Source organism: Saccharopolyspora sp. CA-218241, from assembly GCF_050954615.1.
GTDB lineage: Bacteria > Actinomycetota > Actinomycetes > Mycobacteriales > Pseudonocardiaceae > Saccharopolyspora > Saccharopolyspora cebuensis.
In genome coordinates this window covers 2,787,388-2,807,171 of the sequence record NZ_CP191860.1, presented here as the reverse complement: position 1 = coordinate 2,807,171, position 19,784 = coordinate 2,787,388, and the positions used below count along the sequence as shown (strand labels likewise).

The following is a 19,784-nucleotide window of genomic DNA, read 5'->3' as shown; positions in this document are numbered from 1 at the left end:
TCACTCCTGGCGGCCCGGCACCGGGCCGGGCAGCAGCAGTTCGACGATCCCGATCACCAGCGCGATGGCGACGAAGCCGACCGAGACCACCAGGCCGAGCGTGATGGCGGCGTCGTAACCGCCCTCGGGCAGGGTGCCGAAGAACAGGCCGGAGGCCGCCGCGGTGCCGAGGGCCGTGCCGATCCGCTGCCCGGTCTGCTGCACCCCGGCCGCGGTGCTGCCGCCCGCCACGTCGACCTCGCTGAGGGTGACCGTCTGGTTCGGCGAGATGACCAGCCCGCTGCCCAGCCCCGCCACGAGCATCGCCGGGGCGATGACCAGGCCGGTCAGCGGCCCGGTGTGCACCACGAGCAGCAGGTCGGTGGCCACCAGCCCCAGCAGCGCGGTGACCAGCCCGCCGACCACCAGCTTCCGGCCGAACCGGTTGACCCACCGGCCGCTGAGCGCGGCGGAGACCGCCGAGCCGACGGCGAACGGGGTCAGCGCCAGGCCCGCTTGCAGGGCCGAGTAGTCCAGCCCGCGCTGGAAGTACACCGCCAGCACGAAGAAGATGCTGGTGAACCCGGCGAAGTAGAACAGCGCCAGCGAGGCGCCGAACGAGTAGCTGCGGATCCGCAGCAGGCGCAGGTCCACCAGCGGCGCGTGGCCGCGCCGGGCGTACCAGCGCTCCCAGCCGGCGAAGGCGGCCAGCAGCAGCGGCGAGAAGGGCAGCAGGTACCACTGGGCGTCCCCGCTCTCCTGCTGCACCAGCGGGAGGAGGAGGCACAGCAGTCCGGCGGCCAGCAGCGCGACGCCGGGCAGGTCCAGGCTGCGGGCGCGCCCGCTCGGCACGTCGGCGGGCAGCACCTTGATCCCGAACCCGAGCGCCAGCAGGCCGATGGGCACGTTGACGAAGAACACCCACCGCCACCCGTGCACGTCGCCGGCCAGCTCGATGATCGCCCCGCCGAGCAGCGGCCCGATCGCGGTGGAGACGCCGACCACGGTGCCGAACAGCCCGAACGCCCGGCCGCGTTCCCGGCCCCGGAACAGCTGCTGGATCAGACCGAGCACCTGCGGGTTGAGCAGGCCCGCCGCCATCCCCTGCACCAGGCGGGCCACCACCAGCCACACCGGGCCCTGGGCGAATCCGGCCAGCGCGCTGGCCGCGGTGAAGGCGACCAGTGCGAACAGGAACATCCGGGCCCGGCCGCGGTCGTCCCCGAGGCGCCCGGCGGGCACCAGGACCAGGCCGAACGCCAGGGCGTACCCGGACACCACCCAGGCCAGCGCGGCGCTGGGGGCCTCGAGTCCGTGCTGGATCGACGGCAGCGCCACGTTGACGATGCTCACGTCGAGCAGCGTCATGAACCCGGCGGCCAGGCAGAGCGCCAGCACCCGCCACCGGTGCGGTGCCTCGGTAGCCTCCGCCACGCCGCCACCTCCGTTCCGGTCCTGCGATCAGCTCAGCACGACGCCGGGCCGAATGCATCCCCCACCCCTTGCGATTGACCGATGCGACGGTCAGCAGTGCAGCGCACAAAACCGACTGCACCTGCGAGTACGGACACCCGTCGCCGCATCGATCCGGGCGATCATTGCGATTATCGCAACGTCCTGTTAGGGTTCCGACCGTGCACGACACCGACCTGTCCGGCCGCGTCCGCGCCCTGCTGCGCGAGCACCCGGGGAGCCAGCGCGAGTTCGCCGAGCTGATCGGGATGGAACAGACCAAGCTGTCCAAATCGCTGAGCGGCACCCGCCGCTTCACCGCTGCGGAGCTGACCCGGATCGCCGGGGCCACCGGCGTGACGGTGCAGTGGCTGCTCAGCGGGACCGAGGACGACCCCGGGACGGCGGTCGCGGTGCCGCAGCGCACCGCCCGCTCCGGCGATCGCGACAGCACCGGCCGCTACCAGCAGATCCTGGACGCGACCTGGCGGCTGGTCGCCGAGCGCGGGTACCACGCCGTCCGGGTGGCGGACGTGGCCCGCGCCTGCGGCACCAGCGCGGCCACCATCCACTACCACTTCCCCGCCCGCGGCGACCTGCTGACCGAGACCCTGCGGTACTCGGTCCGGTTGGCCTTCGACCGCCAGGTCGCCGAGCTGCACAGCATCGACGACGCGCACGAGCGGCTGCTGCGGTTGGTCGAGCTCCAGCTCCCCGCCCAGGGGCGGCTGCGCCAGGAGTGGTCGATCTGGTTGCAGGTCTGGAACGAGAGCGCTCTCGACCCGGACCTGCGGGTGCTGCACAGCGACTCCTACGCGCGCTGGCACGACACCATCGCCCGGACCCTCCGGGAAGGCCAGCGGCAGGGCGTGTTCACCGACCGCGACGCCGAGGAGCTCGCGGTGACGCTGACCGCGCTCATCGACGGGCTGGGCATCCAGGTGCTCGCCGGGCGACCCGGTCGCTCGGTGGAGCGGATGCGGCGGGTGCTGCACGAATTCATCCAGCGCGAAGTCCTGCGCACGACCGAAGGGAATACCACGTGGCCAACGACGTGATCATCACCGCGGCGCTGACCGGCGCCGCGGACACCACCGGCAAGAGCGAGTTCGTCCCGGTCAGCCCCGAGCAGATCGCCCGGGACGCCGTCGCGGCGCACGAGGCCGGCGCGGCCGTGGTGCACATCCACGTCCGCAACGTGGAGACCGGGCAGGGTTCGCGCGCGGTCGCGCTGTACCGGGAGGTCGTCGAGCGGATCAAGGAAACCGGCATCGACGTGGTCATCAACCTCACCGCCGGGATGGGCGGTGACCTGGTGATCGACCAGGAGGACCCGCTCAAGCCGGTGGACGGCACCGACCTGGTCGGCGGGCTGGAGCGGCTGCCGCACGTGGAGGAGCTGCTGCCGGACATCTGCACGATCGACTGCGGCTCGCTGAACTTCGGCGACGGCAGCCAGCTCTACATCTCCACCCCGGACATGCTGCGCGCCGGGGCCAAGCGGATCCAGGAGCTCGGGGTGCGCCCGGAGCTGGAGATCTTCGACACCGGCAACCTGTGGTTCGCCAACAAGATGATCGACGAGGGGCTGATCGACGCGCCGCCGCTGTTCCAACTCTGCTCGGGCATCCCGTGGGGCGCGCCGCCGAATCCGGCGCTGCTGCAGGCGATGGTCGGGATGCTGCCCGCGGGGGCGAACTGGGCCAGCTTCGCGCTCGGCCGCGACCAGCTCCGCTGGGTCGGGCTGACCGCCGCGCTCGGCGGCAACGTCCGGGTCGGCCTGGAGGACAACCTCTACCTGCGCAAGGGCGTCAAGGCCAGCAACGCGCAGCTCGTCGAGCGCGCGGTGACCATCGTCGAAGGCATGGGCATGTCGGTGGCGTCCCCGGCGCAGGCCCGCGAGCAGCTCGGCCTGGCCGCGCGGTGAACGGAGTGGACACGATGCACGCAACCCCCGAACCCACCGCGGTCCGCCGCGTCACCTGCATCGGCGCGGGCGTCATCGGCGGCGGCTGGGTCGCGCACTTCCTGGCGCGCGGCTACCAGGTCACGGCCTGGGACCCGGCGCCGGACTTCGAACCCAAGCTGCGCCGGCTGGTCGACGCGGCGTGGCCCGCGCTGGTCGAGCTCGGCCTGGCCGACGGTGCCGACCGGGCGAACCTGACGATCGCCGCGACGCTGCCGGAGGCGGTCGCCGACGCCGAGTTCGTGCAGGAGAGCGCGCCGGAGGACCTGGGCCTCAAGCAGGACCTGCTGGCCCGCCTCGACGCGGCCACCCCACCCGGGGTGGTGATCTCCTCGTCGACCTCGGGCTACGGCATGACCGAGATGCAGTCCGGCTGCGCCCGGCCGGAGCGGCTCGTGGTCGGGCACCCGTTCAACCCGCCGTACCTCATCCCGCTGGTGGAGGTCGTCGGCGGCGAGCGCACGGAGCGCTGGGCGGTGGACTGGGCCTCGGCGTTCTTCGAGGTGGCGGGCAAGTCGGTGATCACGATGGACCGCGAGGTGCCCGGTTTCATCGCCAACCGGCTGCAGGAGGCGATCTGGCGCGAGGCCCTGCACATGGTGGCCAACGGCGAGGCGACGGTGGAGCAGATCGACTCCTCCATCACCGAGGGGCCCGGACTGCGCTGGCCGCTGTTCGGCCCCTGCCTGACCTTCCACCTCGCCGGCGGCGAAGGCGGCATGGCCCACATGCTCGACCACTTCGGGCCGTCGCTGAAGTCCCCGTGGACCCGGCTGGAGGCCCCGGAGCTCACCGACGAGCTGCGCGACCGGATGGTCGAGGGCTGCGAGACGGCCTCCGGCGGGCGGGACATCGCCGAGCTGGTGGCCGACCGGGACCGGGCGGTGATCGCGGTGCTGCGCGCGGTCGAGGCCGTTCGGGGCGCGCGGTGACCGGGTTCGAGCCGCTGCGGCGCCGGGTGCGGCCGGAGTGGATCGACTACAACGGGCACCTCAGCGAGGCCTACTACGTGCTCGTCTTCGGTTTCGCCACCGACGCGGTGATGGACCGGATCGGCCTGGACCACGAGTACCGGTCCCGCACCGGCTGCTCGCTCTACACCGTCGAGGCCCACGTGCGGTACCTGCACGAGGTCGGCCCGGACGCCGAGCTGGTGGTCACCAGCGCGGTGATCGGCAGCGGGCCGAAGAAGCTGCGGCTGTGCCACGAGATGAGCGTGGACGGGACCCCGGTGGCCACCGAGGAGCTGATGGCCCTGCACGTCGACGGCGAGCGCGGCGGCACCACCCCGCTGCCCGCGGCGATCGCCGAGCGGGTCGCCGGGCTGGTCACCACCCCGCCGGACTACGCGGGCCGGTCCATCGGGTGAGTCGGGTGCGCCCCGGAGCGGACCTCCGGGGCGCACCGGCGCTCGTCACCCCGGGTGAGTTCCAGGGCGGGTGCTGAGAACGGCCGCGAGTGGGTACCCCGCGAAGGCGGTGGCGTCGGGATCCCGCCCGGCCCCCGCCCGCACCGCCGGGGTGCGGGTCCGCTCACGAGGACACGGGAGGACGCATGAACCCCGAAGCCGCCGAAGGCGACGCCGTCGAGCAGGCCCAGGACGAAGGCCCGGTCGAGGAGGAGCAGGGCCCGGCGCCGGAGGCGCCGCTGGACGTCGACCCGGCCGACCTCGCCGAGCAGCAGCGGATCGTGCCGGACGACGAGGAGTACGAGCACGACTGAGCCGCCGGGCGGGGGCGGCCACCCGCGCGGGTGGCCGCCCCCGCCCGCGTTCACCCCTCGGGCAGCACCCGTTCCGGGTTGAGGATGCCGCGCGGGTCCAGCGCCCGCTTGATCTCGCGCTGCGCCCACAGCGCCGCGGGGTCCAGCTCGCGCCCCAGCCAGTGCTTCTTCAGGTGGCCGACGCCGTGCTCACCGGTGATCGTGCCGCCCAGTTCCAGGCCCAGCGCCATGATCGCGTCGAAGGCCCGCTGCGCCCGCACGGCCTCCTCGGCGTCGGATTCGTCGAAGGCGACCACCGGGTGCATGTTGCCGTCGCCCGCGTGCCCGGCGCAGAGCACCTCGACGCCGTGCTCCCCCGCGATCCGGTGCAGTCCGTCGACGAGGTCCACCAGGTGCTTGCGCGGCACGCACACGTCGTCGATCAGCAGCGCCCGCCCCAGCTTCTCGTGGGCGTCCCCGACCAGCCGCCGCGCCCGCATCAGCAGCTCACCTTCAGCGGGGTCGTCGGCGACCACGACGTCGGACGCGGCGAATCCGCGCGCCACCCGCTCGAACGCGGCCAGGTCCGCCGGTGCGGCCTCGCCCCGGTCGGACTGCACGATGAGCATCGCCGCCATCCCCTCGGGGAAGCCGAGGTCGGCGATCCGCTGCACGGCGGCGACGGTCGGGCTGTCCATGAACTCCAGCACCGAGGGGCGGTAGCCCTCCCCGAGGTAGCCGGCCACGGTGCGGCAGGCGTCGCCGACGGTCGGGAAGAACGCGACGGCCGTCAACGGTTGCGCGGCGACGGGCCGCAGCGCCACGGTCACCTCGGTCACCACCCCGAGGGTGCCCTCCGAACCGACGACCAAGTGGGTGAGGTCGTAGCCGGCCACGCCCTTGGCGGTCCGGCGCCCGGTGCGCAGGATCCGGCCGTCGGCCAGCACGACCTCCAGCCCCCGCACGAAATCGCCGGTGACGCCGTACTTCACGCAGCACATGCCGCCCGCGTTGGTCGCGACGTTGCCGCCGATGGTGGAGATCGAGCGCGACCCCGGGTCGGGCGGGTAGAACAGCCCGTGCTCGGCCACCGCGGTGGCCAGCACGCCGTTGACCACCCCCGGCTGCACGACCGCGAGCTGCTCCTCGGCGTCGATCTCCAGAACGCGGTCCATCTTCTCCAGCGACAGCAGCACGCAGCCGTCGGTGGCGTTGGCCGCGCCGGACAGCCCGGAGCGGGCGCCCTGCGGGACCACCGGCACGCGGTTCTCGTGCGCCCACGCCAGCGCGGTGGCGACCTCCTCGGTGCTCCGCGGCCGGACCAGCACCGCCGGGGCACCCGCCGGGCAGAACGTGGCGCGATCGCGGCGGTGCGCCTCCAGCACGTCGGCGTCGTCGATCACGCGCCCGTCCGGCAGCAGCGCCCGCAGCGGGTGCACATCCGTCGTGGTCATCGCAGCACTTCCTACGGGAATCGAGCAAGCCGCCTCCGGCGGCACGGTCCGCCGCTGAACCTATCCGCCGGACGGCGCGTTGCCCACCGGCTCGTCCTGTGGTCCCCGTCGCCCGGCGCTCAGCCGAGCCCGGGCACGATCATCGCGCCCCACACCACCAGCGGCGTCACCACCACCATCGTCGCGCCGTAGACGAGCAACCGGCGGAAGACGTGGTCGCGGTCGTCCTCCTGGGAGTTGGCCAGCATGATCGCACCGCTGGTGGAGAACGGGCTGATGTCGACCACCGTCGAGGCGATGGCCAGCGCCGCCACCATGCTCGCCACCTCGACCTGCCCGGCGGCCATCAGCGGGACGGCCAGCGGGATCAGCGCCCCGAGCAGACCGGTCGAGGAGGCGAAGGCCGACACCACCGCGCCGATGTAGCACAGCAGCAGCGCCGAGAGCAGCGGCACGCCCAGGCTGCTGACCGCCTGGCTGACGTAGTCGATGGTGCCGATCTCCTGGAGCACGCTGACGTAGGTGAGCACACCGCAGATCAGCAGCACCGTCGGCCAGGTCACGTGCGCCACCGCGTCCTTGTGCGCGCGCGGGGAGATCAGGCCCAGCAGCACCGCCACGGTGATCGCGACCAGCCCGATGTCCAGCTCCAGGAACAAGGTGAGCACCACCATCGTGCCGATGCCCACCAGGGTCAGGATCCGGTCGCGGTCCAGTGCGACCGGGGCGACCGCGGCGCCCAGCGCGCGCTCCTGCTCGGCCACCCCGTCGGCCGCCGGGGACAACCGGAGACCGCCGAGGACCACGAAGGCGACGAAGGCGAACACCAGGTTCACCACCATGCTGCCGAAGAACAGGAACAGCGGTGAGCCGTCGAGATCGCTGCCGCGCACCACCCCGTTGACGATGACGCCGAACACCGAGATCGGCGAGAACCCGCCGACCATCGTGCCGTGCACGACCATCAACGACATCAGCAGCGGCGAGATGCCGTGCTTGACCGCCAGGCCCATCGCCACCGGGGCGATGATCGCCACCGCCGCCGGGGGCACCGCGCCGATCGCCGTGAGCAGCCCCGAGACCGCCAGCATCACCCACGGGATCAGCGGGAGCCTGCCGCTGACCATCCGGACGGACTGGTAGACCAGCCAGTCGATGGTGCCGTTGGCGCGGGCGATGGCGAACAGGTACGTGACACCGACCAGCACCATGAAGATGTCGCCCGGGAACCCGGCGAGGATGTCGTCCGAGCTCATCCCGCCGGCCAGGGTGCCGACCAGGAACGCCGCGGCGAACGCCAACGCACCCATGTTCACCGAGAACACCCCGGTGACGATGAAGATCGCGACCAGCGCGACGATCGAGACCAGCTCAGGCGACATGGGCGGTCCCCGCACCGTCCACATCGGCCAGCGCCGCGATCGCCGCCGTCGCACCGCCGGAGCGGTGCGGCACCCCGGCCGAGCGGAGCCCGGCTTCGACGCCGCCGAGCGCGCCGAGCAGCGAGAGGTCGTTGAAGGCGCCGAGGTGCCCGATCCGGAACACCCGGCCCGCCAACCGGGACAGGCCCGCGCCCAACGACATGTCGAAGCGCGCCAGCACGACCTCGCGGAACCGGTCCGCGTCGTGCCCGTCGGGCATCAGCACCGCGGTGAGCGCGCTGCTGAAGCGGGTCGCCGGAGCCCCCTCGCGGCACAGCAGCTCCAGGCCCCACGCGCGGACGGCGGCGCGGGTGGCCTCGGCGTGCCGGTCGTGCCGGGCGACCACCGCTTCGAGCCCTTCCTCGCGCAGCATGGCCAGCGCCTCGCGCAGCCCGAACAGCAGGTTCGTCGGCGGGGTGTACGGGGAGAAGCCCTTCCGCCCGGCTTCGAGCAGCGGTTCCCAGTCCCAGTAGCCGCGCGGTGCCCGGGCCCGCTCGGCGGCCCGGCGCGCCCGGGGGCCGACCGCGTTGAGCCCGATCCCGGGCGGCAGCATCAGCCCCTTCTGGGAGCAGCCGACGGTGACGTCGACGCCCCACTCGTCGTGCCGGTAGTCCAGCGAGCCGAGCGAGGAGATGGTGTCGACCAGCAGCAGCGCCGGATGCCCGGCGCGGTCGAGGGCGGCCCGGATCTCGGGCACCGCGGTGGTCACGCCGGTCGACGTTTCGTTGTGCACCACCGCGACGGCCTTGATCTCGTGCTCCCGGTCGGCGAGGAGCCTGCGTTCGATCGCGTCCGGGTCGGCGCCGCTGCGCCAGTCCCCGGGCAGCACCTCGGGGACGAACCCGAGCCGTCCGGCCAGTTCGCTCCACAGCGCGGCGAAGTGCCCGGTCTCGTACATGAGCACGCGGTCACCGGGGACAGGGTGTTGACCAGGACGGCTTCCCAGGCACCGGTGCCCGACGACGGGTAGACCACCACGTCGCCCTCGGTGCGCAGCACGTCCCGCAGGCCTTCCTGGACGTCCAGGAAGAGCCGCGCGAATTCGGGGCCGCGGTGGTCGATCGTCGGGCGCGCGATGGCGTGCAGCACGCGGTCGGGCACGTTCGTGGGTCCGGGGATCTGGAGGAAATGACGACTGCTGACAACGGACATCCGGCCCTCCAGCGGGTGTTCCGGGATGCGAGAACCTGAGCGTCGGCTGTTGAATTCTGTAGACCGTCACACGATCATGTCAAGTAGCTCACTCCAGCCTTGACACATCACCGCGTCGGTTCAAGCCCCGCAGAGGAGCAACCGTGGTCCACGTCGCCCCCGCTCGCACCGATCACCTCGCCGACGTCCTGCGCCGCCGCCTCGACGGCAACGTCCGCTTCGACGACTACACCCGGCACCTGTACTCGACCGACGCGAGCATGTACCAGGTCCGGCCGCTCGGCGTCGTTTTCCCCCGGCACGCCGGGGACGTCGCGACCGCGGTGGAGCTGTGCCGGGACGCCGGGGTGGCGGTGCTGCCGCGCGGTGCCGGGACCAGCCACTGCGGACAGACGGTCGGCGAGGCGGTCGTGCTGGACACCAGCAAGCACCTCAACGAGCTCGTCGAGCTCGACGCCGACGCGCTGCGGGCGCGGGTGCGGCCGGGGCTCGTGCAGGACGAGCTGAACCGCGCCGCCGCACCGCACGGGCTGTTCTTCGCCCCGGACACCTCCACCAGCAACCGCGCCACGCTCGGCGGCATGATCGGCAACAACTCCTGCGGCTCGCGCTCCGCCCGCTACGGCATGACCATCGACCACGTCGAGCAGCTCGACGTGGTGCTCGCCGACGGCAGCACCGCGACGCTGCGCGAACTCGGTCCGGACGAACGCGCCGCGCGGTCCGCTGTGGACGGTCTGGAGGGGCGGATCGTCCGCGAGCTGCCCGGGATCGTCGACTCGGTGCGCGGCCCGCTCGCCGTCCAGCAGGACACCTTCTGGCGCCGGGCGGGCGGGTACCGGCTGGACCGGCTGGCCGACGGGCCGCTCGACCTGGCCAAGTTCGCGGTCGGCTCCGAAGGCACCCTGGTGACCGTCACCGAAGCCGTGGTCCGGCTGACCCCGAAACCGGCGTCGGTGGTGATGGTCGTCGGGCACTTCGACTCCACCACCGCCGCCATCGCCGCCACCGACACCGCGATGCACCGCGGGGCGGCGGCGATCGAGATGGTGGACGCGTTCATCCTCGACCTGGCGCGCCGCTCCCCGCAGCACCGGCACCTGTTCGGCGCGCTGGAGGGCGAGCCGAAGGCGCTGCTGTTCGCCGAGTTCTACGGCGACACCCCGGAGCAGGCCCGCCACGACGCCGAGGAGCTGGTGTCGGCGTGGCGGGCCGAGCGGCACGGCTACGCGACCAAGCTGGCCACCGAGGAAGCCGAACTGGCCCCGCTGCGCGCGCTGCGCAAGGCCGGGCTCGGGCTGCTGATGGCCGCGGGCAAACCCGGGGAGCGCTCCATCGCCTTCGTCGAGGACACCGCCGTCCCGCCCGAGCACCTCGCGGAGTACACCTCGCGGTTCGCCGGGATCCTGGACCGGCACGGGTTGCGCGCGGGCTTCTACGGGCACGCCTCGGCGGGCTGCCTGCACGTGCGGCCGTTCATGGACCTGAGCCGCCCGGACCAGGTGCGCACCATGCGCCAGGTCGCCGAGGAGGTCTGCGCGCTCGCGCTGGAGTACGGCGGGGTGAACTCCAGCGAGCACGGCGACGGCTACGCCCGCAGCGAGTTCAACCGCACCATCTTCGGCGAGGAGGTCTACGAGGCGATGCGCCGGGTCAAGCGGCTGTTCGACCCGGACGGCATCATGAACCCGGGCAAGATCGTCGACGCCCCGCCGATGACGGACAACCTGCGCGAGCCGACGCTGCCGGTGGCCCCGGCGCTGCGCACCCACTTCGACTTCGGACACCGCGGCGGGATGCGCGGTGAGGCCGACCGTTGCATGCGCATCGGTGCCTGCCGCAAGCCCGAGACCTCCGGCGGCGTGATGTGCCCGTCGTTCATGGCCACCCGCGCCGAGGAGCACTCCACCCGGGGTCGGGCCAACGCCCTGGTCAAGGCGCTGTCGGCACCGGATCCGCAGCACGAGCTCGGCGACGAGCGGCTCACCGAGGTGCTGGACCTGTGCCTGGAGTGCAAGGCGTGCAAGCACGAGTGCCCGATGTCGGTGGACATGGCCACCCTCAAGAGCGAGGCGCTCGCCCACCGCCACGAGCGGCACGGCGTGGACCTGCGGTCGCGGCTGTTCGGCGCCACCCGGCTGCTGTACCGGCTCGGCGCGCTGACCGCGCCGCTGTCCACCGCGCTGACCCGGCCCGCCCCGGTGCGCCGGGCCGCGCACCGCCTCCTGGGCATCCACCGGCGCCGGCCGCTGCCGGAATTCCGCCGCGACCACCTGCTGCGCTGGTGGCGGCGCCGCCCCGCGGTGCCCGTCGCCGACGGCATCGCGCCCGGCTCGCGCGGCGAGGTGGTGTTCCTCGCCGACTCCTTCACCAGCCACACCGAACCGGAGATCGCCCGGGCCGCGATCCGGTTGCTCGAACACGCGGGGTGGCGGGTCCGCCTGGAATCGTCGGTCTGCTGCGCCCGCCCGCAGATCTCCAAGGGGCTGCTGCCCGCGGCGAAGAAGCAGGCCGCCCGGCTGGTGCGCGCGCTGGCCCCCGAGGCCGAGCGCGGCGTGCCGATCGTGGGCTGCGAGCCCTCCTGCATCAGCACGCTGCGCGACGAGCACCAGCAGCTCCTGCCGGACTCGCGCGCCGCCCTCGTCGGCGGGCAGGCCCGGCTGGTGGAGGGACTGCTGGTCGAGGCACTCGAGGACGGCACCCTGCGGCCCACCGGGGACCCCGGCGCGGAGGTGCTGCTGCACCCCCACTGCCACCAGAAGGCGGTGCTGGGCACCTCGGCGACCGCGCGGCTGCTGCGCCACCTGCCGGGTGCCCGCGTCACCGAGCTCGACGCCGGGTGCTGCGGGATGGCGGGCTCCTTCGGCTTCGAGGCCGAGCACTACGAGCTGTCGATGCGCATCGGCGGGCAACGCCTGTTCCCCGCGGTGCAGGGCGCGGCGCCGGGCACCCGCGTCGCCGCCACCGGCGTCTCCTGCCGCCAGCAGATCGGGCACGGCACCGGCACCGAGGCCGTGCACCCGGTCCTGCTGCTCCACGACGCCGTCTTCGGCTGAGCGCGCATCCCGGCCGGTGCCTCAGGAACGGGACGGGGCACGAAGGACCTCAGCCCGGCCAGTGGCCCAGCAGCTCGGCGAAACCCTCCCGCCAGCTGGGCCAGGCCGGGCGCCAGCCGACGGTCTCGCGGAGCCGGAAGTTCGTCGCGCCGCGCTGCTCGGTGAGGCGGTGCACGGTGAGCCAGTCCAACTGGGCCTCGGCCTGCTCCACGGTCAGCGACACCGGTGCCGGGCAGCCGATCATCCGCGCGTAGGTGGGCAGCCATTCCGCGCACTCGGCGGGCTCGTTGTCGACCACGTTGTAGGCGCCGGGATCGATGTCGTCGAGGACTTCCAGCACGGCGCCCGCCGCGTCATCGAGGTGGGTGAACGAGGTGAGGCCGAACCCGTCGCCGACGACCGGGAGCGCGCTGCCGCGCACCTGCTCGTGCACCGTGCCGCCCGGGGCGAACTCGGTACCCGGACCGTACAGCGCGCCGTAGCGCAGCGCGACGCCCTCGATGCCGGGGCAGGTCAGCACCGCCTCCTCGACCGAAGCGATGGAGCGCACCAGGTCGCCCCAGCAGCCCGGGGCGTCGGTCCACAGCGGCGCCTCCTCGTCGAGCACCTCGTGCCCGTGCGGCCGGTAGGCCGCGGCGGTGCTCTGCGCGACGACCCTGCGGGCACCGGCCGCGACGGCGGCCACCACGAGGTTCCCGGCGGTGGCCGCGCGCCGGTCGGCGGCCCGCCGCGCGGCCTCGGCGTCGTGCGGACCGGCCGGGCCGAACCCCGCGATCTGGTCGACCACGACGTCCGGGGCGGCGGCGGTCAGCGCCTCGCGCAGGGCCGCCAGGTCCAGCACGTCGGCGGTGACGACCTCGTCGGCCTGCTCGGCGCAGGACCGGTCGGGACATCGGCGGACCAGCGCCGTCACATGATGACCGCGGGCGCGCAGCAGCGGGAGCAGCGTCCGACCGACCACACCGGACGCACCGGCGACAACGACACGCAAGGGCACTTCCCACCTCGCACGGTGCTCGATGTGCAGCGGGCTGAAATCCTACCGGTGCAACGCACGCCCCGAAGAGTGAAAATCACCGTGACGTTCTGTTGAACGCAGAAGCGGACAAGTGCCGTGAATGCGAAAGTTCGGCGGTGGAACGCGCCGAGCCGAGCGCGTTCCACCGCCGAACGGGAAGTGCGGGGGTTTCAGAGGGCGCGGATCTGCGAAGCCTGCGGCCCCTTCTGCCCCTGGGTGATCTCGAACTCCACCCGCTGGTCCTCATCCAGCGTGCGGAAACCGGTGGCGTCGATCGCCGAGTAGTGGGCGAAAACGTCGGAGCCGCCGTCGTCCGGCTTGATGAAGCCGTAGCCCTTCTCCGCGTTGAACCACTTGACGGTACCGGTAGTCATGCTCTGTAGCTCCTGTGTGTCGTGGCCAGGGGTCAACACTGCGCAGACCCCGAGTCGCGGTACTGATCACCCGGCCCGAGGAGGCCCCCGGCACGGAAAAAGCGCCTGCGGTTCGCCGCAGGCGCTTTCCATACTGCTGGCAACCAAAACTGCAACCAAGCGCCACGCTAGCACTGCGGTTGCGGGTTGTCACACCTCGATCGCCGCCGGTCACGTCCCTGCCGGGAACGCCTCGCGGGCCCCGTTCAAGGAATGCTGAGCAGGACCCGGCCCTCCTGCTCGGCCACCCGGTTCTGCTCGGCCTGCCGGTCGGCCAGGCCCAGCGCCGCCCGTCGCGGCGTGGTGCGCTCGGCGTCCCAGGCCGCCAGCAGCGGCGGGATCTTGGCCAGCATCTCCTCGCGCAGCACCTGGAAGGACAGCACCGGGTCGGCGTCGACGCGGCCCAGCAGCAGCCACCACGCCCAGGCCGCCGCCCCGGCGTTGGCCACGAAGTCCGGGATCACCGGGATGCCGCGCACCGCGAGCAGTTCCTCGGCCTCCTCGGTCACCGGGGTGTTGGCGGCCTCCACGACGACCCGGGCGGCCACCGCGGGCACCCGGTCCGGGGTGATGGCGTAGGAGATCGCCGCCGGGATGAGCACGTCCACCTCGATCTCCAGCACCGCCTCGCGCGGCAGCCGGAGCACGTCGGCGGGGACCTGCGAGCGGTCGATCTCGCCGTACCGGTCACGGGCGTCGAGCAGCGCGGGCACGTCCAGGCCGTCCGGGTGGTACAGGGTGCCCGCCGCGTCGGCCACCGCCACCACGTCCAGCCCCGCCTCGTGCAGGTAGTAGGCCGCGCCGCCGCCCATCGTGCCCACGCCCTGCACCGCGACGGCGGTCCGGGCGTGGTTCCAGCCGCGGGCGTGCACGACGCCGAGGCAGCTCTGCGCCACGCCGTAGCCGCCGACGACGTCACCGAGCAGCAGGCCGCCGGGCACCGGGGCGTTCAACCCGGCCCGCACCCGGCGGAGGGTGCGTTCCACGTCGGGCGAGCGCCGGATCGCCGCGTGGTACGACTGGTGCAGGCCGAGGTCGGCGAAGATGTCGTCGATCAGGTGCTGCGGCACCCCGAGGTCCTCGGCGGTCACCCAGTGGGTGTCGACCCACGGGCGCATCGCCGTGATGAAGCGGCGCAGCACGCCGGTGGCATCCGGGTCCTTGGGATCGCAGTCGATCCCGCCCTTGGCGCCGCCCACCGGGAGTCCGAAGACCGCGGTCTTGCGCGCCATGCCGCGCGCCAGGTCCGCCACTTCCGACAGCGTGCAGCCGGCCCGCATCCGGGTTCCGCCCGTGGCGAGACCGGAAACCAGGCTGTGCACCACCAGATAGCCGTTCTTGCCCGTGACCGGGTCGGTCCAGGTCACCTTCAGCAACGGGTCGTGGTCGACGAGTGCCACCGGCCCAACCTCCTTTCCGTGCGCGTAACAAGCCGACTCGGGCGAGTGCCCGCCGGCTCTGGGTTCGAGAGGGTCCGACCGCGACGCGCGGATTCGGTTCAGCGATGCCACCGGCTGGAATGCCGGCGGTGCGAGGGCGTACTGGCGAAGAGGATGCGCAGCATGGTCACCTCCGCGGTCCGTCGTGGGATGGCTCGAAGCTAAGGCCCGGCTCCGAGGATTGTCAACAATCATCGGCTCGGACATTTCACCGTCATCTCAACGAGTGGCCACCGCCGCGAAATGGAGTTGAGGAATGCCCGCGCTCACACTTCTGGACGACATTCAAACTGCGGAGGGTAACCGCAGGCCGAAGCCACCGTGACGAGGATTCGGCGGGCACGTCGTTCTCGGGGAACCGTTCACCCGCCCGGCGCGCGGCTGGGAGGATGAGGGCATGAGCCAACCCCACGATTCGGGATCGCTGGACCAGGAAGCACAACAGCAGCTGATCCAGGAGATCGGCCGCACGATCGCGCTCGCGCTCCCCCCGGGATGGCAGGCGGCGAACGTGGAGTACCGCCAAGTGGGGTCGCACCGCGAGCTCGTCGCGTCGCTGCTGGCCCCCAACGGCACCGAGATCCCCATCGCCCCGCCCGGCGACGTCATGGCGCTGTTCACCCGATTGCGCGCCGGCATGTACGAACCGGAGCGGGGCACCTGGGTCAGCGCGCTCTACCGGTTGCAGCGCCCGGGCAGCTACACCGTCGACTTCAACGGGGACCACGAACCGGCGTGGCGCACCGCACCGCCCGCCGAGGCCTACGCCCAGGAGCTGCACCGCTTCCCGCGCACCGGTTCGGTGGTCCCGGAATGGCTGGCCCAGCGGGCGGGCACCCCGCAGCCCGGCGACCAGCGGCCGTCGCTGCGCACGGCGGCGGTCTTCGACCGCGACGGCCGCCCCATCACGCAGCGCCCCGCGGTGGAACCCGGGCTGCACGAGCAGCTCCTGGCCTACCTGGAGAGCGCCCCGATCGTGCTGGCCGCGCGCAGCTTCGACGCCGACCGGCTGGACCCGGCCGGGGAGGCCGCGGTGCCGCTGACCTTCCACACCGACGGGAGCTGGATCTGGCCGGGCGCGGTCGGCTACTACCTGCGCAGGCACGGGGTCGCACCGGAGGACGAGCTGGTCGAGCACATCCGGCGCAGCGGCTTCCGGCTGCCGGAGGTCGACGAACCGACCCGCGAGCGGGTCGTCGCCGAGATCACCGGGGAACAGCGCTCGTGACCGGCCGATGACGCGTGCGGCGGAGCTGGTGCTCACCGGCGGCAGGGTGGCCACGATGGACCCCGCGCACCCGGTCACCGACGCGGTGGCCGTGCGCGGCGGGCGGATCGCCGCGCTGGGCTCCGCCGCCGCGGAGCTGCGCGGGCCGGCCACCGAGGTGGTCGACCTGCGCGGCAGGCTGCTGCTGCCGGGATTCCACGACGCGCACGCCCACCCCGTCTACGGCGGGCTGGAACGGCTGCGCTGCGACCTCACCGCGAGCACCAGCGCCGCCGACTGCCTGCGCCGGATCGGTGCGCACCGGGCCGCCCACCCGTCCGGCTGGCTGCTCGGCGGCGGCTGGGACATGGGCCTGTTCCCCGGCGGCACCCCGTCGCGGGAGGCGTTGGACGCGGTCACCGGAACGCAGCCCGCCTACCTCGTCAACCGCGACCACCACGGGGCGTGGGTGAACAGCGCCGCGCTGCGCGCCGCCGGGATCGACGCGGACACCCCCGACCCGCCCGACGGCCGGGTCGAGCGCGCCGCCGACGGGTCGCCGGCCGGGATGCTGCACGAGGGCGCCACCGGCCTGGTGGCCCGGGTGCTGCCATCAGCGGGACGCGAGGAGTACCTGGCGGGACTGCTCGAAGGCCAGCGGCACCTGCTGGAGCGCGGGGTGACGATGTGGCACGACGCGATCGTCGGCCCCTACCTCGGGTACGCGGACACGCTCGAGGTCTACCGCGACGCCGACCGGCGCGGCCTGCTGACGGCCCGGGTGCGCGGCGCCCTGTGGTGGGACCGGGAGCGCGGCGTCGAGCAGCTCCCCGAGCTGCGCGAGCGCCGGGACCGGAGCCGGGGCGAGAAGTTCACCGCCGAGGCGGTCAAGATCATGCAGGACGGGGTCTGCGAGAGCCTCACCGCCGCGCTGCTGCAGCCCTACCTGGACACCGCCCCGGCGGGGCGGCACCGCGGCCTGTCCTTCCTGACCGCACCGGAGCTGCGGGAGGCGGTGGTCGCCCTGGACGCCGCCGGGTTCGACGTGCACTTCCACGCGGTCGGCGACCGGGCGGTGCGCGACGCCCTGGACGCGGTGGCGGCCTCGGGCCGCCGGGGGCGGCACCAGATCGCGCACGTGCAGGTGGTGCACCCCGACGACGTCCCCCGGTTCGGCGCGCTCGGCGTCACCGCGACCATCCAGCCGCTGTGGGCGATCAACGACGCGGCGATGACCGAGCTGACCGTGCCCCGGCTCGGCCGTCCCCGCGCCGACGGCCAGTACCCGTTCCGCGCCCTGCGGGACGCGGGCGCGGACCTCGCGGTGGGCAGCGACTGGCCGGTGTCGGAGGCCGACCCGGTCCGGGCCGCGCACGTCGCGGTGCACCGCCGCGAACCCGGGTCCGAGGTCCCGGCGTTCCTGCCCGAGCAACGGCTGGACCTGCTCGCCGCGCTCACCGCGAGCACGGCGGGCAGCGCCCGGGTCAACCGGCTGGAGCACGAGAGCGGCACCCTCGCGGTGGGCATGGCCGCCGACCTGGTGGTGCTGGACCGCGACCCGTTCGCGCTGGCCGCCGACGAGATCGGCGACTGCGCGGTGGACCTGACCGTGGTCGGCGGCCGGATCGCCCACCAGCGCTGAGCGCTCCCGGTCCCGCCGGGGACCGGGAGCGGGGCGCCGCGTCAGGCCACCGCGTCCCAGTGCACCAGGTACTTGGCCGACTCCGCCGCGATCAGCGCGTCGAGCTCGGCGCGGTTGGCGTTGCGGCGCAACCGCAGCGGGCGACCGCGCCGCACGTCGAGCACCATCGGGCGGGCGCCGGGCAGCAGGTCCGGCATCGCCCTCTCCAGCACGCGCAGCGCCAGGTTCGCGGTGCCACCGTCGAGCTCCGGTTCCTTGAGGTAGGGCAGCACCACCTCGGTCCCGCCGTCGGCGTACCGCAACGCCACCGCGCTGCGCCCGGAGACGGTGATCGCCAGCTCGCCGCACGGCCACACCGCCGAGCCCAGCGGCACGCCGACCGCCTTGGTGCGCGCCCACCACCGCTCGAAGCCCGCGTGGAGCCGCCGGTAGTGGTCCTGCTGCACCGGCCGGGCGGCGTGCACGGCCGCCGCCACGACCGCCACCGGGTCGGTGGCGTGCACCGCCCGCCGCAACGCCGCCCGGAACGGTCCGTAGAACGCCCACGCCATGCTGTGCGGATCGAGGTAGATGCCGCGCTGGTCGCGCACGATGGCGGCGCAGCCGCGCGGTGTGCTGCGCGCGTAGTCGAGGAACGAACCGAGGCTGATCTGAACGCCGTCCACGAGTACCCCTCCGCGGTCGCGGGGGCACGGCCGCCACCGCGCCGGTCGGCAGCGGCCACCCCTGCCGCCCCGCGACCGTCCACAATGGCGCGAACACCCCCGAAATCCCTGCCCGACAACACATTTTAGCACTTCAGAGGGTGTTTTGAACAGACATTCGAGTGACCGGAACGGGCCGCGGATCACCCGTTCGCGGGCTCCAGGGCGCGGTGCGCGGCGGCCCCGATGCGGGCGATGGCGGCGGTCGCGGGACCGCCGGAGGTGGTGGTCGCGGAGCGCTCGTCGGTGAGCTCGTCGACGAGGACCGCCACGACCGCGCGCGGCCGGTCGGCGGTGCCGATCAGGCCGACGTCGTGCCGCACCCCCAGCAACTCCCCCGGCTTGTTCCAGCACCCGGCACCGGCGGGCAGCAGCGCGGGCAACCGGTCCCGGACCTGCTGGCGGGACAACACGGCCAAGGCGTGCCGGGTCAGCTCCGGCGGCAGCGCCGCACCGGTGACCAGCGCGTCGAGCACCCGGGCCAGGTCCAGCGCGCAGCTCTGCACCCGGCCGGGCGCCCGCTCGTCCATCAGCCGGCGCTCCAGCCGGGTCGCCCGGCAGCCCAGCCGGTGCGCGCAGTCGGCCACGGCGGCGAACCCGACGGCGTCGAGCACCGCGTTGGTCGCGGTGTTGTCGCTGACCACGACCATCAGGGCGAGCAGCTCCGCCAGCGGCAGCTCCCCGACGCTGGGCAGTTCGGGCAGCACGCCGGAACCGCCCGCCCGGCGCTCGGGCAGCGGCACCCGGGTGTCCAGGTCCAGGGCGCCGTCGCGGACCGCGCGCAGCGCGGCGACCAGCACCAGCACCTTGATCGTGCTGGCCGGGTGCACCGCCCGCTCGGCGCCGAGCAGCACCGGCTCCCGCTCGTCGAGGTCCCAGGCCGCGACCCCGACCCGCCCCGGGAGGTCCTCCCAGCACCCGCTCGCGCGCAGCCGTTCGGCGAACCCCACCCCGCACCTCCTCGTGACCGACCGTCCGGCAGGCCATCGTGGCCCAGCGCCCGGCGCGCGAACACCCCCGATCACGCGGCGGCGCGACGAGAGCGCAGGAGATCCACCGCTCCCCGCGCCGAGCACCAGCGGAGCTGTCGCTCAGTTCGAGCAGAAATCACTCTTCTGATCCTCCGTCCGGCCCGCCCGGACGCTCTACGGTGATCAGGAGCCCGGCGTGACCTCCGGCG

At 73.4% G+C, this 19,784-nt stretch carries 17 protein-coding genes; 8 read left to right on the top strand and 9 right to left on the bottom strand.

What is annotated here, in order from left to right:
* A complete protein-coding gene (locus tag ACQP0T_RS13355) occupies positions 1–1,413 on the bottom strand; it encodes an MFS transporter (RefSeq protein WP_345366564.1) in 1,413 nt (470 codons plus the stop codon).
* A 287-nt stretch (positions 1,414–1,700) separates the two neighbouring features.
* Here ACQP0T_RS13355 and ACQP0T_RS13350 point away from each other — a divergent pair, with 287 nt between their 5' ends.
* The 5 genes from ACQP0T_RS13350 (at position 1,701) to ACQP0T_RS13330 (ending at position 5,119) form a co-directional block, all read left to right on the top strand.
* Positions 1,701–2,489 carry a TetR/AcrR family transcriptional regulator gene (locus ACQP0T_RS13350; RefSeq protein WP_369774621.1) on the top strand — a complete coding sequence of 263 codons (789 nt, stop codon included), beginning with the start codon at positions 1,701–1,703 and terminating at the stop codon, positions 2,487–2,489.
* Positions 2,474–3,358: a 3-keto-5-aminohexanoate cleavage protein gene (locus ACQP0T_RS13345; RefSeq protein WP_433873393.1), complete on the top strand. Its 885-nt coding sequence runs from the start codon at positions 2,474–2,476 to the stop codon at positions 3,356–3,358. Before ACQP0T_RS13350 ends, ACQP0T_RS13345 begins: the two co-directional genes overlap by 16 nt.
* Before the next feature lie 14 nt (positions 3,359–3,372).
* Entirely contained in the window at positions 3,373–4,329 is a 957-nt protein-coding gene (locus tag ACQP0T_RS13340; protein WP_433873391.1) for a 3-hydroxyacyl-CoA dehydrogenase NAD-binding domain-containing protein, read from the top strand.
* Positions 4,326–4,766, top strand: a complete 441-nt coding sequence (locus tag ACQP0T_RS13335; protein ID WP_345366572.1) for a thioesterase family protein — start codon at positions 4,326–4,328, stop codon at positions 4,764–4,766. Before ACQP0T_RS13340 ends, ACQP0T_RS13335 begins: the two co-directional genes overlap by 4 nt.
* Positions 4,767–4,951: 185 nt before the next feature.
* The gene (locus ACQP0T_RS13330) at positions 4,952–5,119 is read left to right on the top strand and encodes a hypothetical protein (RefSeq protein WP_433873389.1); all 168 of its coding nucleotides are present in this window, start codon (positions 4,952–4,954) and stop codon (positions 5,117–5,119) included.
* A 50-nt stretch (positions 5,120–5,169) separates the two neighbouring features.
* Here the strand turns inward: ACQP0T_RS13330 and ACQP0T_RS13325 are convergent, their stop codons facing one another.
* From ACQP0T_RS13325 to ACQP0T_RS13315, 3 genes are all read right to left on the bottom strand, one after another.
* Positions 5,170–6,552 carry an FAD-binding oxidoreductase gene (locus ACQP0T_RS13325; protein WP_433873388.1) on the bottom strand — a complete coding sequence of 461 codons (1,383 nt, stop codon included), beginning with the start codon at positions 6,550–6,552 and terminating at the stop codon, positions 5,170–5,172.
* Between the two features lie 119 nt (positions 6,553–6,671).
* The gene (locus tag ACQP0T_RS13320; RefSeq protein WP_433873386.1) at positions 6,672–7,934 is read right to left on the bottom strand and encodes an SLC13 family permease; all 1,263 of its coding nucleotides are present in this window, start codon (positions 7,932–7,934) and stop codon (positions 6,672–6,674) included.
* Entirely contained in the window at positions 7,924–8,871 is a 948-nt protein-coding gene (locus ACQP0T_RS13315) for a pyridoxal-phosphate-dependent aminotransferase family protein (protein WP_433873384.1), read from the bottom strand. The genes ACQP0T_RS13320 and ACQP0T_RS13315 overlap by 11 nt, the downstream gene beginning before the upstream one ends.
* Positions 8,872–9,268: 397 nt before the next feature.
* On the opposite strand from ACQP0T_RS13315, the gene ACQP0T_RS13310 reads away from it, so the two are divergent.
* Positions 9,269–12,181 carry an FAD-binding and (Fe-S)-binding domain-containing protein gene (locus ACQP0T_RS13310; RefSeq protein ID WP_433873382.1) on the top strand — a complete coding sequence of 971 codons (2,913 nt, stop codon included), beginning with the start codon at positions 9,269–9,271 and terminating at the stop codon, positions 12,179–12,181.
* Positions 12,182–12,230: 49 nt separating this feature from the next.
* Here ACQP0T_RS13310 and ACQP0T_RS13305 read toward each other — a convergent pair whose 3' ends face one another.
* From ACQP0T_RS13305 to ACQP0T_RS13295, 3 genes are all read right to left on the bottom strand, one after another.
* The gene (locus tag ACQP0T_RS13305) at positions 12,231–13,178 is read right to left on the bottom strand and encodes an NAD-dependent epimerase/dehydratase family protein (protein WP_433873381.1); all 948 of its coding nucleotides are present in this window, start codon (positions 13,176–13,178) and stop codon (positions 12,231–12,233) included.
* A gap of 191 nt (positions 13,179–13,369) precedes the next feature.
* Positions 13,370–13,573, bottom strand: a complete 204-nt coding sequence (locus ACQP0T_RS13300) for a cold-shock protein (RefSeq protein WP_345366586.1) — start codon at positions 13,571–13,573, stop codon at positions 13,370–13,372.
* A gap of 245 nt (positions 13,574–13,818) precedes the next feature.
* A complete protein-coding gene (locus ACQP0T_RS13295) occupies positions 13,819–15,012 on the bottom strand; it encodes a Glu/Leu/Phe/Val dehydrogenase dimerization domain-containing protein (RefSeq protein WP_433873379.1) in 1,194 nt (397 codons plus the stop codon).
* A gap of 436 nt (positions 15,013–15,448) precedes the next feature.
* Here ACQP0T_RS13295 and ACQP0T_RS13290 point away from each other — a divergent pair, with 436 nt between their 5' ends.
* Both ACQP0T_RS13290 and ACQP0T_RS13285 read left to right on the top strand, forming a co-directional pair.
* Complete coding sequence (locus ACQP0T_RS13290) at positions 15,449–16,279, top strand: hypothetical protein (protein WP_433873378.1); 831 nt, start codon at positions 15,449–15,451, stop codon at positions 16,277–16,279.
* A gap of 7 nt (positions 16,280–16,286) precedes the next feature.
* Positions 16,287–17,900, top strand: coding sequence for an amidohydrolase (locus tag ACQP0T_RS13285; RefSeq protein ID WP_433873376.1), 1,614 nt, complete (start codon positions 16,287–16,289; stop codon positions 17,898–17,900).
* Positions 17,901–17,941: 41 nt separating this feature from the next.
* Here the strand turns inward: ACQP0T_RS13285 and ACQP0T_RS13280 are convergent, their stop codons facing one another.
* On the bottom strand, positions 17,942–18,565 hold the full coding sequence (locus ACQP0T_RS13280) for a hypothetical protein (protein WP_433873374.1): 624 nt from the start codon (positions 18,563–18,565) through the stop codon (positions 17,942–17,944).
* A 182-nt stretch (positions 18,566–18,747) separates the two neighbouring features.
* The gene (locus tag ACQP0T_RS13275) at positions 18,748–19,554 is read right to left on the bottom strand and encodes a serine hydrolase (RefSeq protein WP_433873373.1); all 807 of its coding nucleotides are present in this window, start codon (positions 19,552–19,554) and stop codon (positions 18,748–18,750) included.
* Between the last annotated feature and the right edge of the window lie 230 nt (positions 19,555–19,784).

What these genes read in the sequence shown, in the direction of transcription:
- ACQP0T_RS13285 (WP_433873376.1), top strand. Translation starts at nt 16,287, where the DNA reads ATGACGCGTGCGGCGGAGCTGGTGCTCACCGGCGGCAGGGTGGCCACG.
- ACQP0T_RS13325 (WP_433873388.1), bottom strand. Translation starts at nt 6,552, where the DNA reads ATGACCACGACGGATGTGCACCCGCTGCGGGCGCTGCTGCCGGACGGG.
- ACQP0T_RS13300 (WP_345366586.1), bottom strand. Translation starts at nt 13,573, where the DNA reads ATGACTACCGGTACCGTCAAGTGGTTCAACGCGGAGAAGGGCTACGGC.
- ACQP0T_RS13340 (WP_433873391.1), top strand. Translation starts at nt 3,373, where the DNA reads ATGCACGCAACCCCCGAACCCACCGCGGTCCGCCGCGTCACCTGCATC.
- ACQP0T_RS13290 (WP_433873378.1), top strand. Translation starts at nt 15,449, where the DNA reads ATGAGCCAACCCCACGATTCGGGATCGCTGGACCAGGAAGCACAACAG.
- ACQP0T_RS13350 (WP_369774621.1), top strand. Translation starts at nt 1,701, where the DNA reads ATGGAACAGACCAAGCTGTCCAAATCGCTGAGCGGCACCCGCCGCTTC.
- ACQP0T_RS13320 (WP_433873386.1), bottom strand. Translation starts at nt 7,934, where the DNA reads ATGTCGCCTGAGCTGGTCTCGATCGTCGCGCTGGTCGCGATCTTCATC.
- ACQP0T_RS13315 (WP_433873384.1), bottom strand. Translation starts at nt 8,871, where the DNA reads ATGTACGAGACCGGGCACTTCGCCGCGCTGTGGAGCGAACTGGCCGGA.
- ACQP0T_RS13330 (WP_433873389.1), top strand. Translation starts at nt 4,952, where the DNA reads ATGAACCCCGAAGCCGCCGAAGGCGACGCCGTCGAGCAGGCCCAGGAC.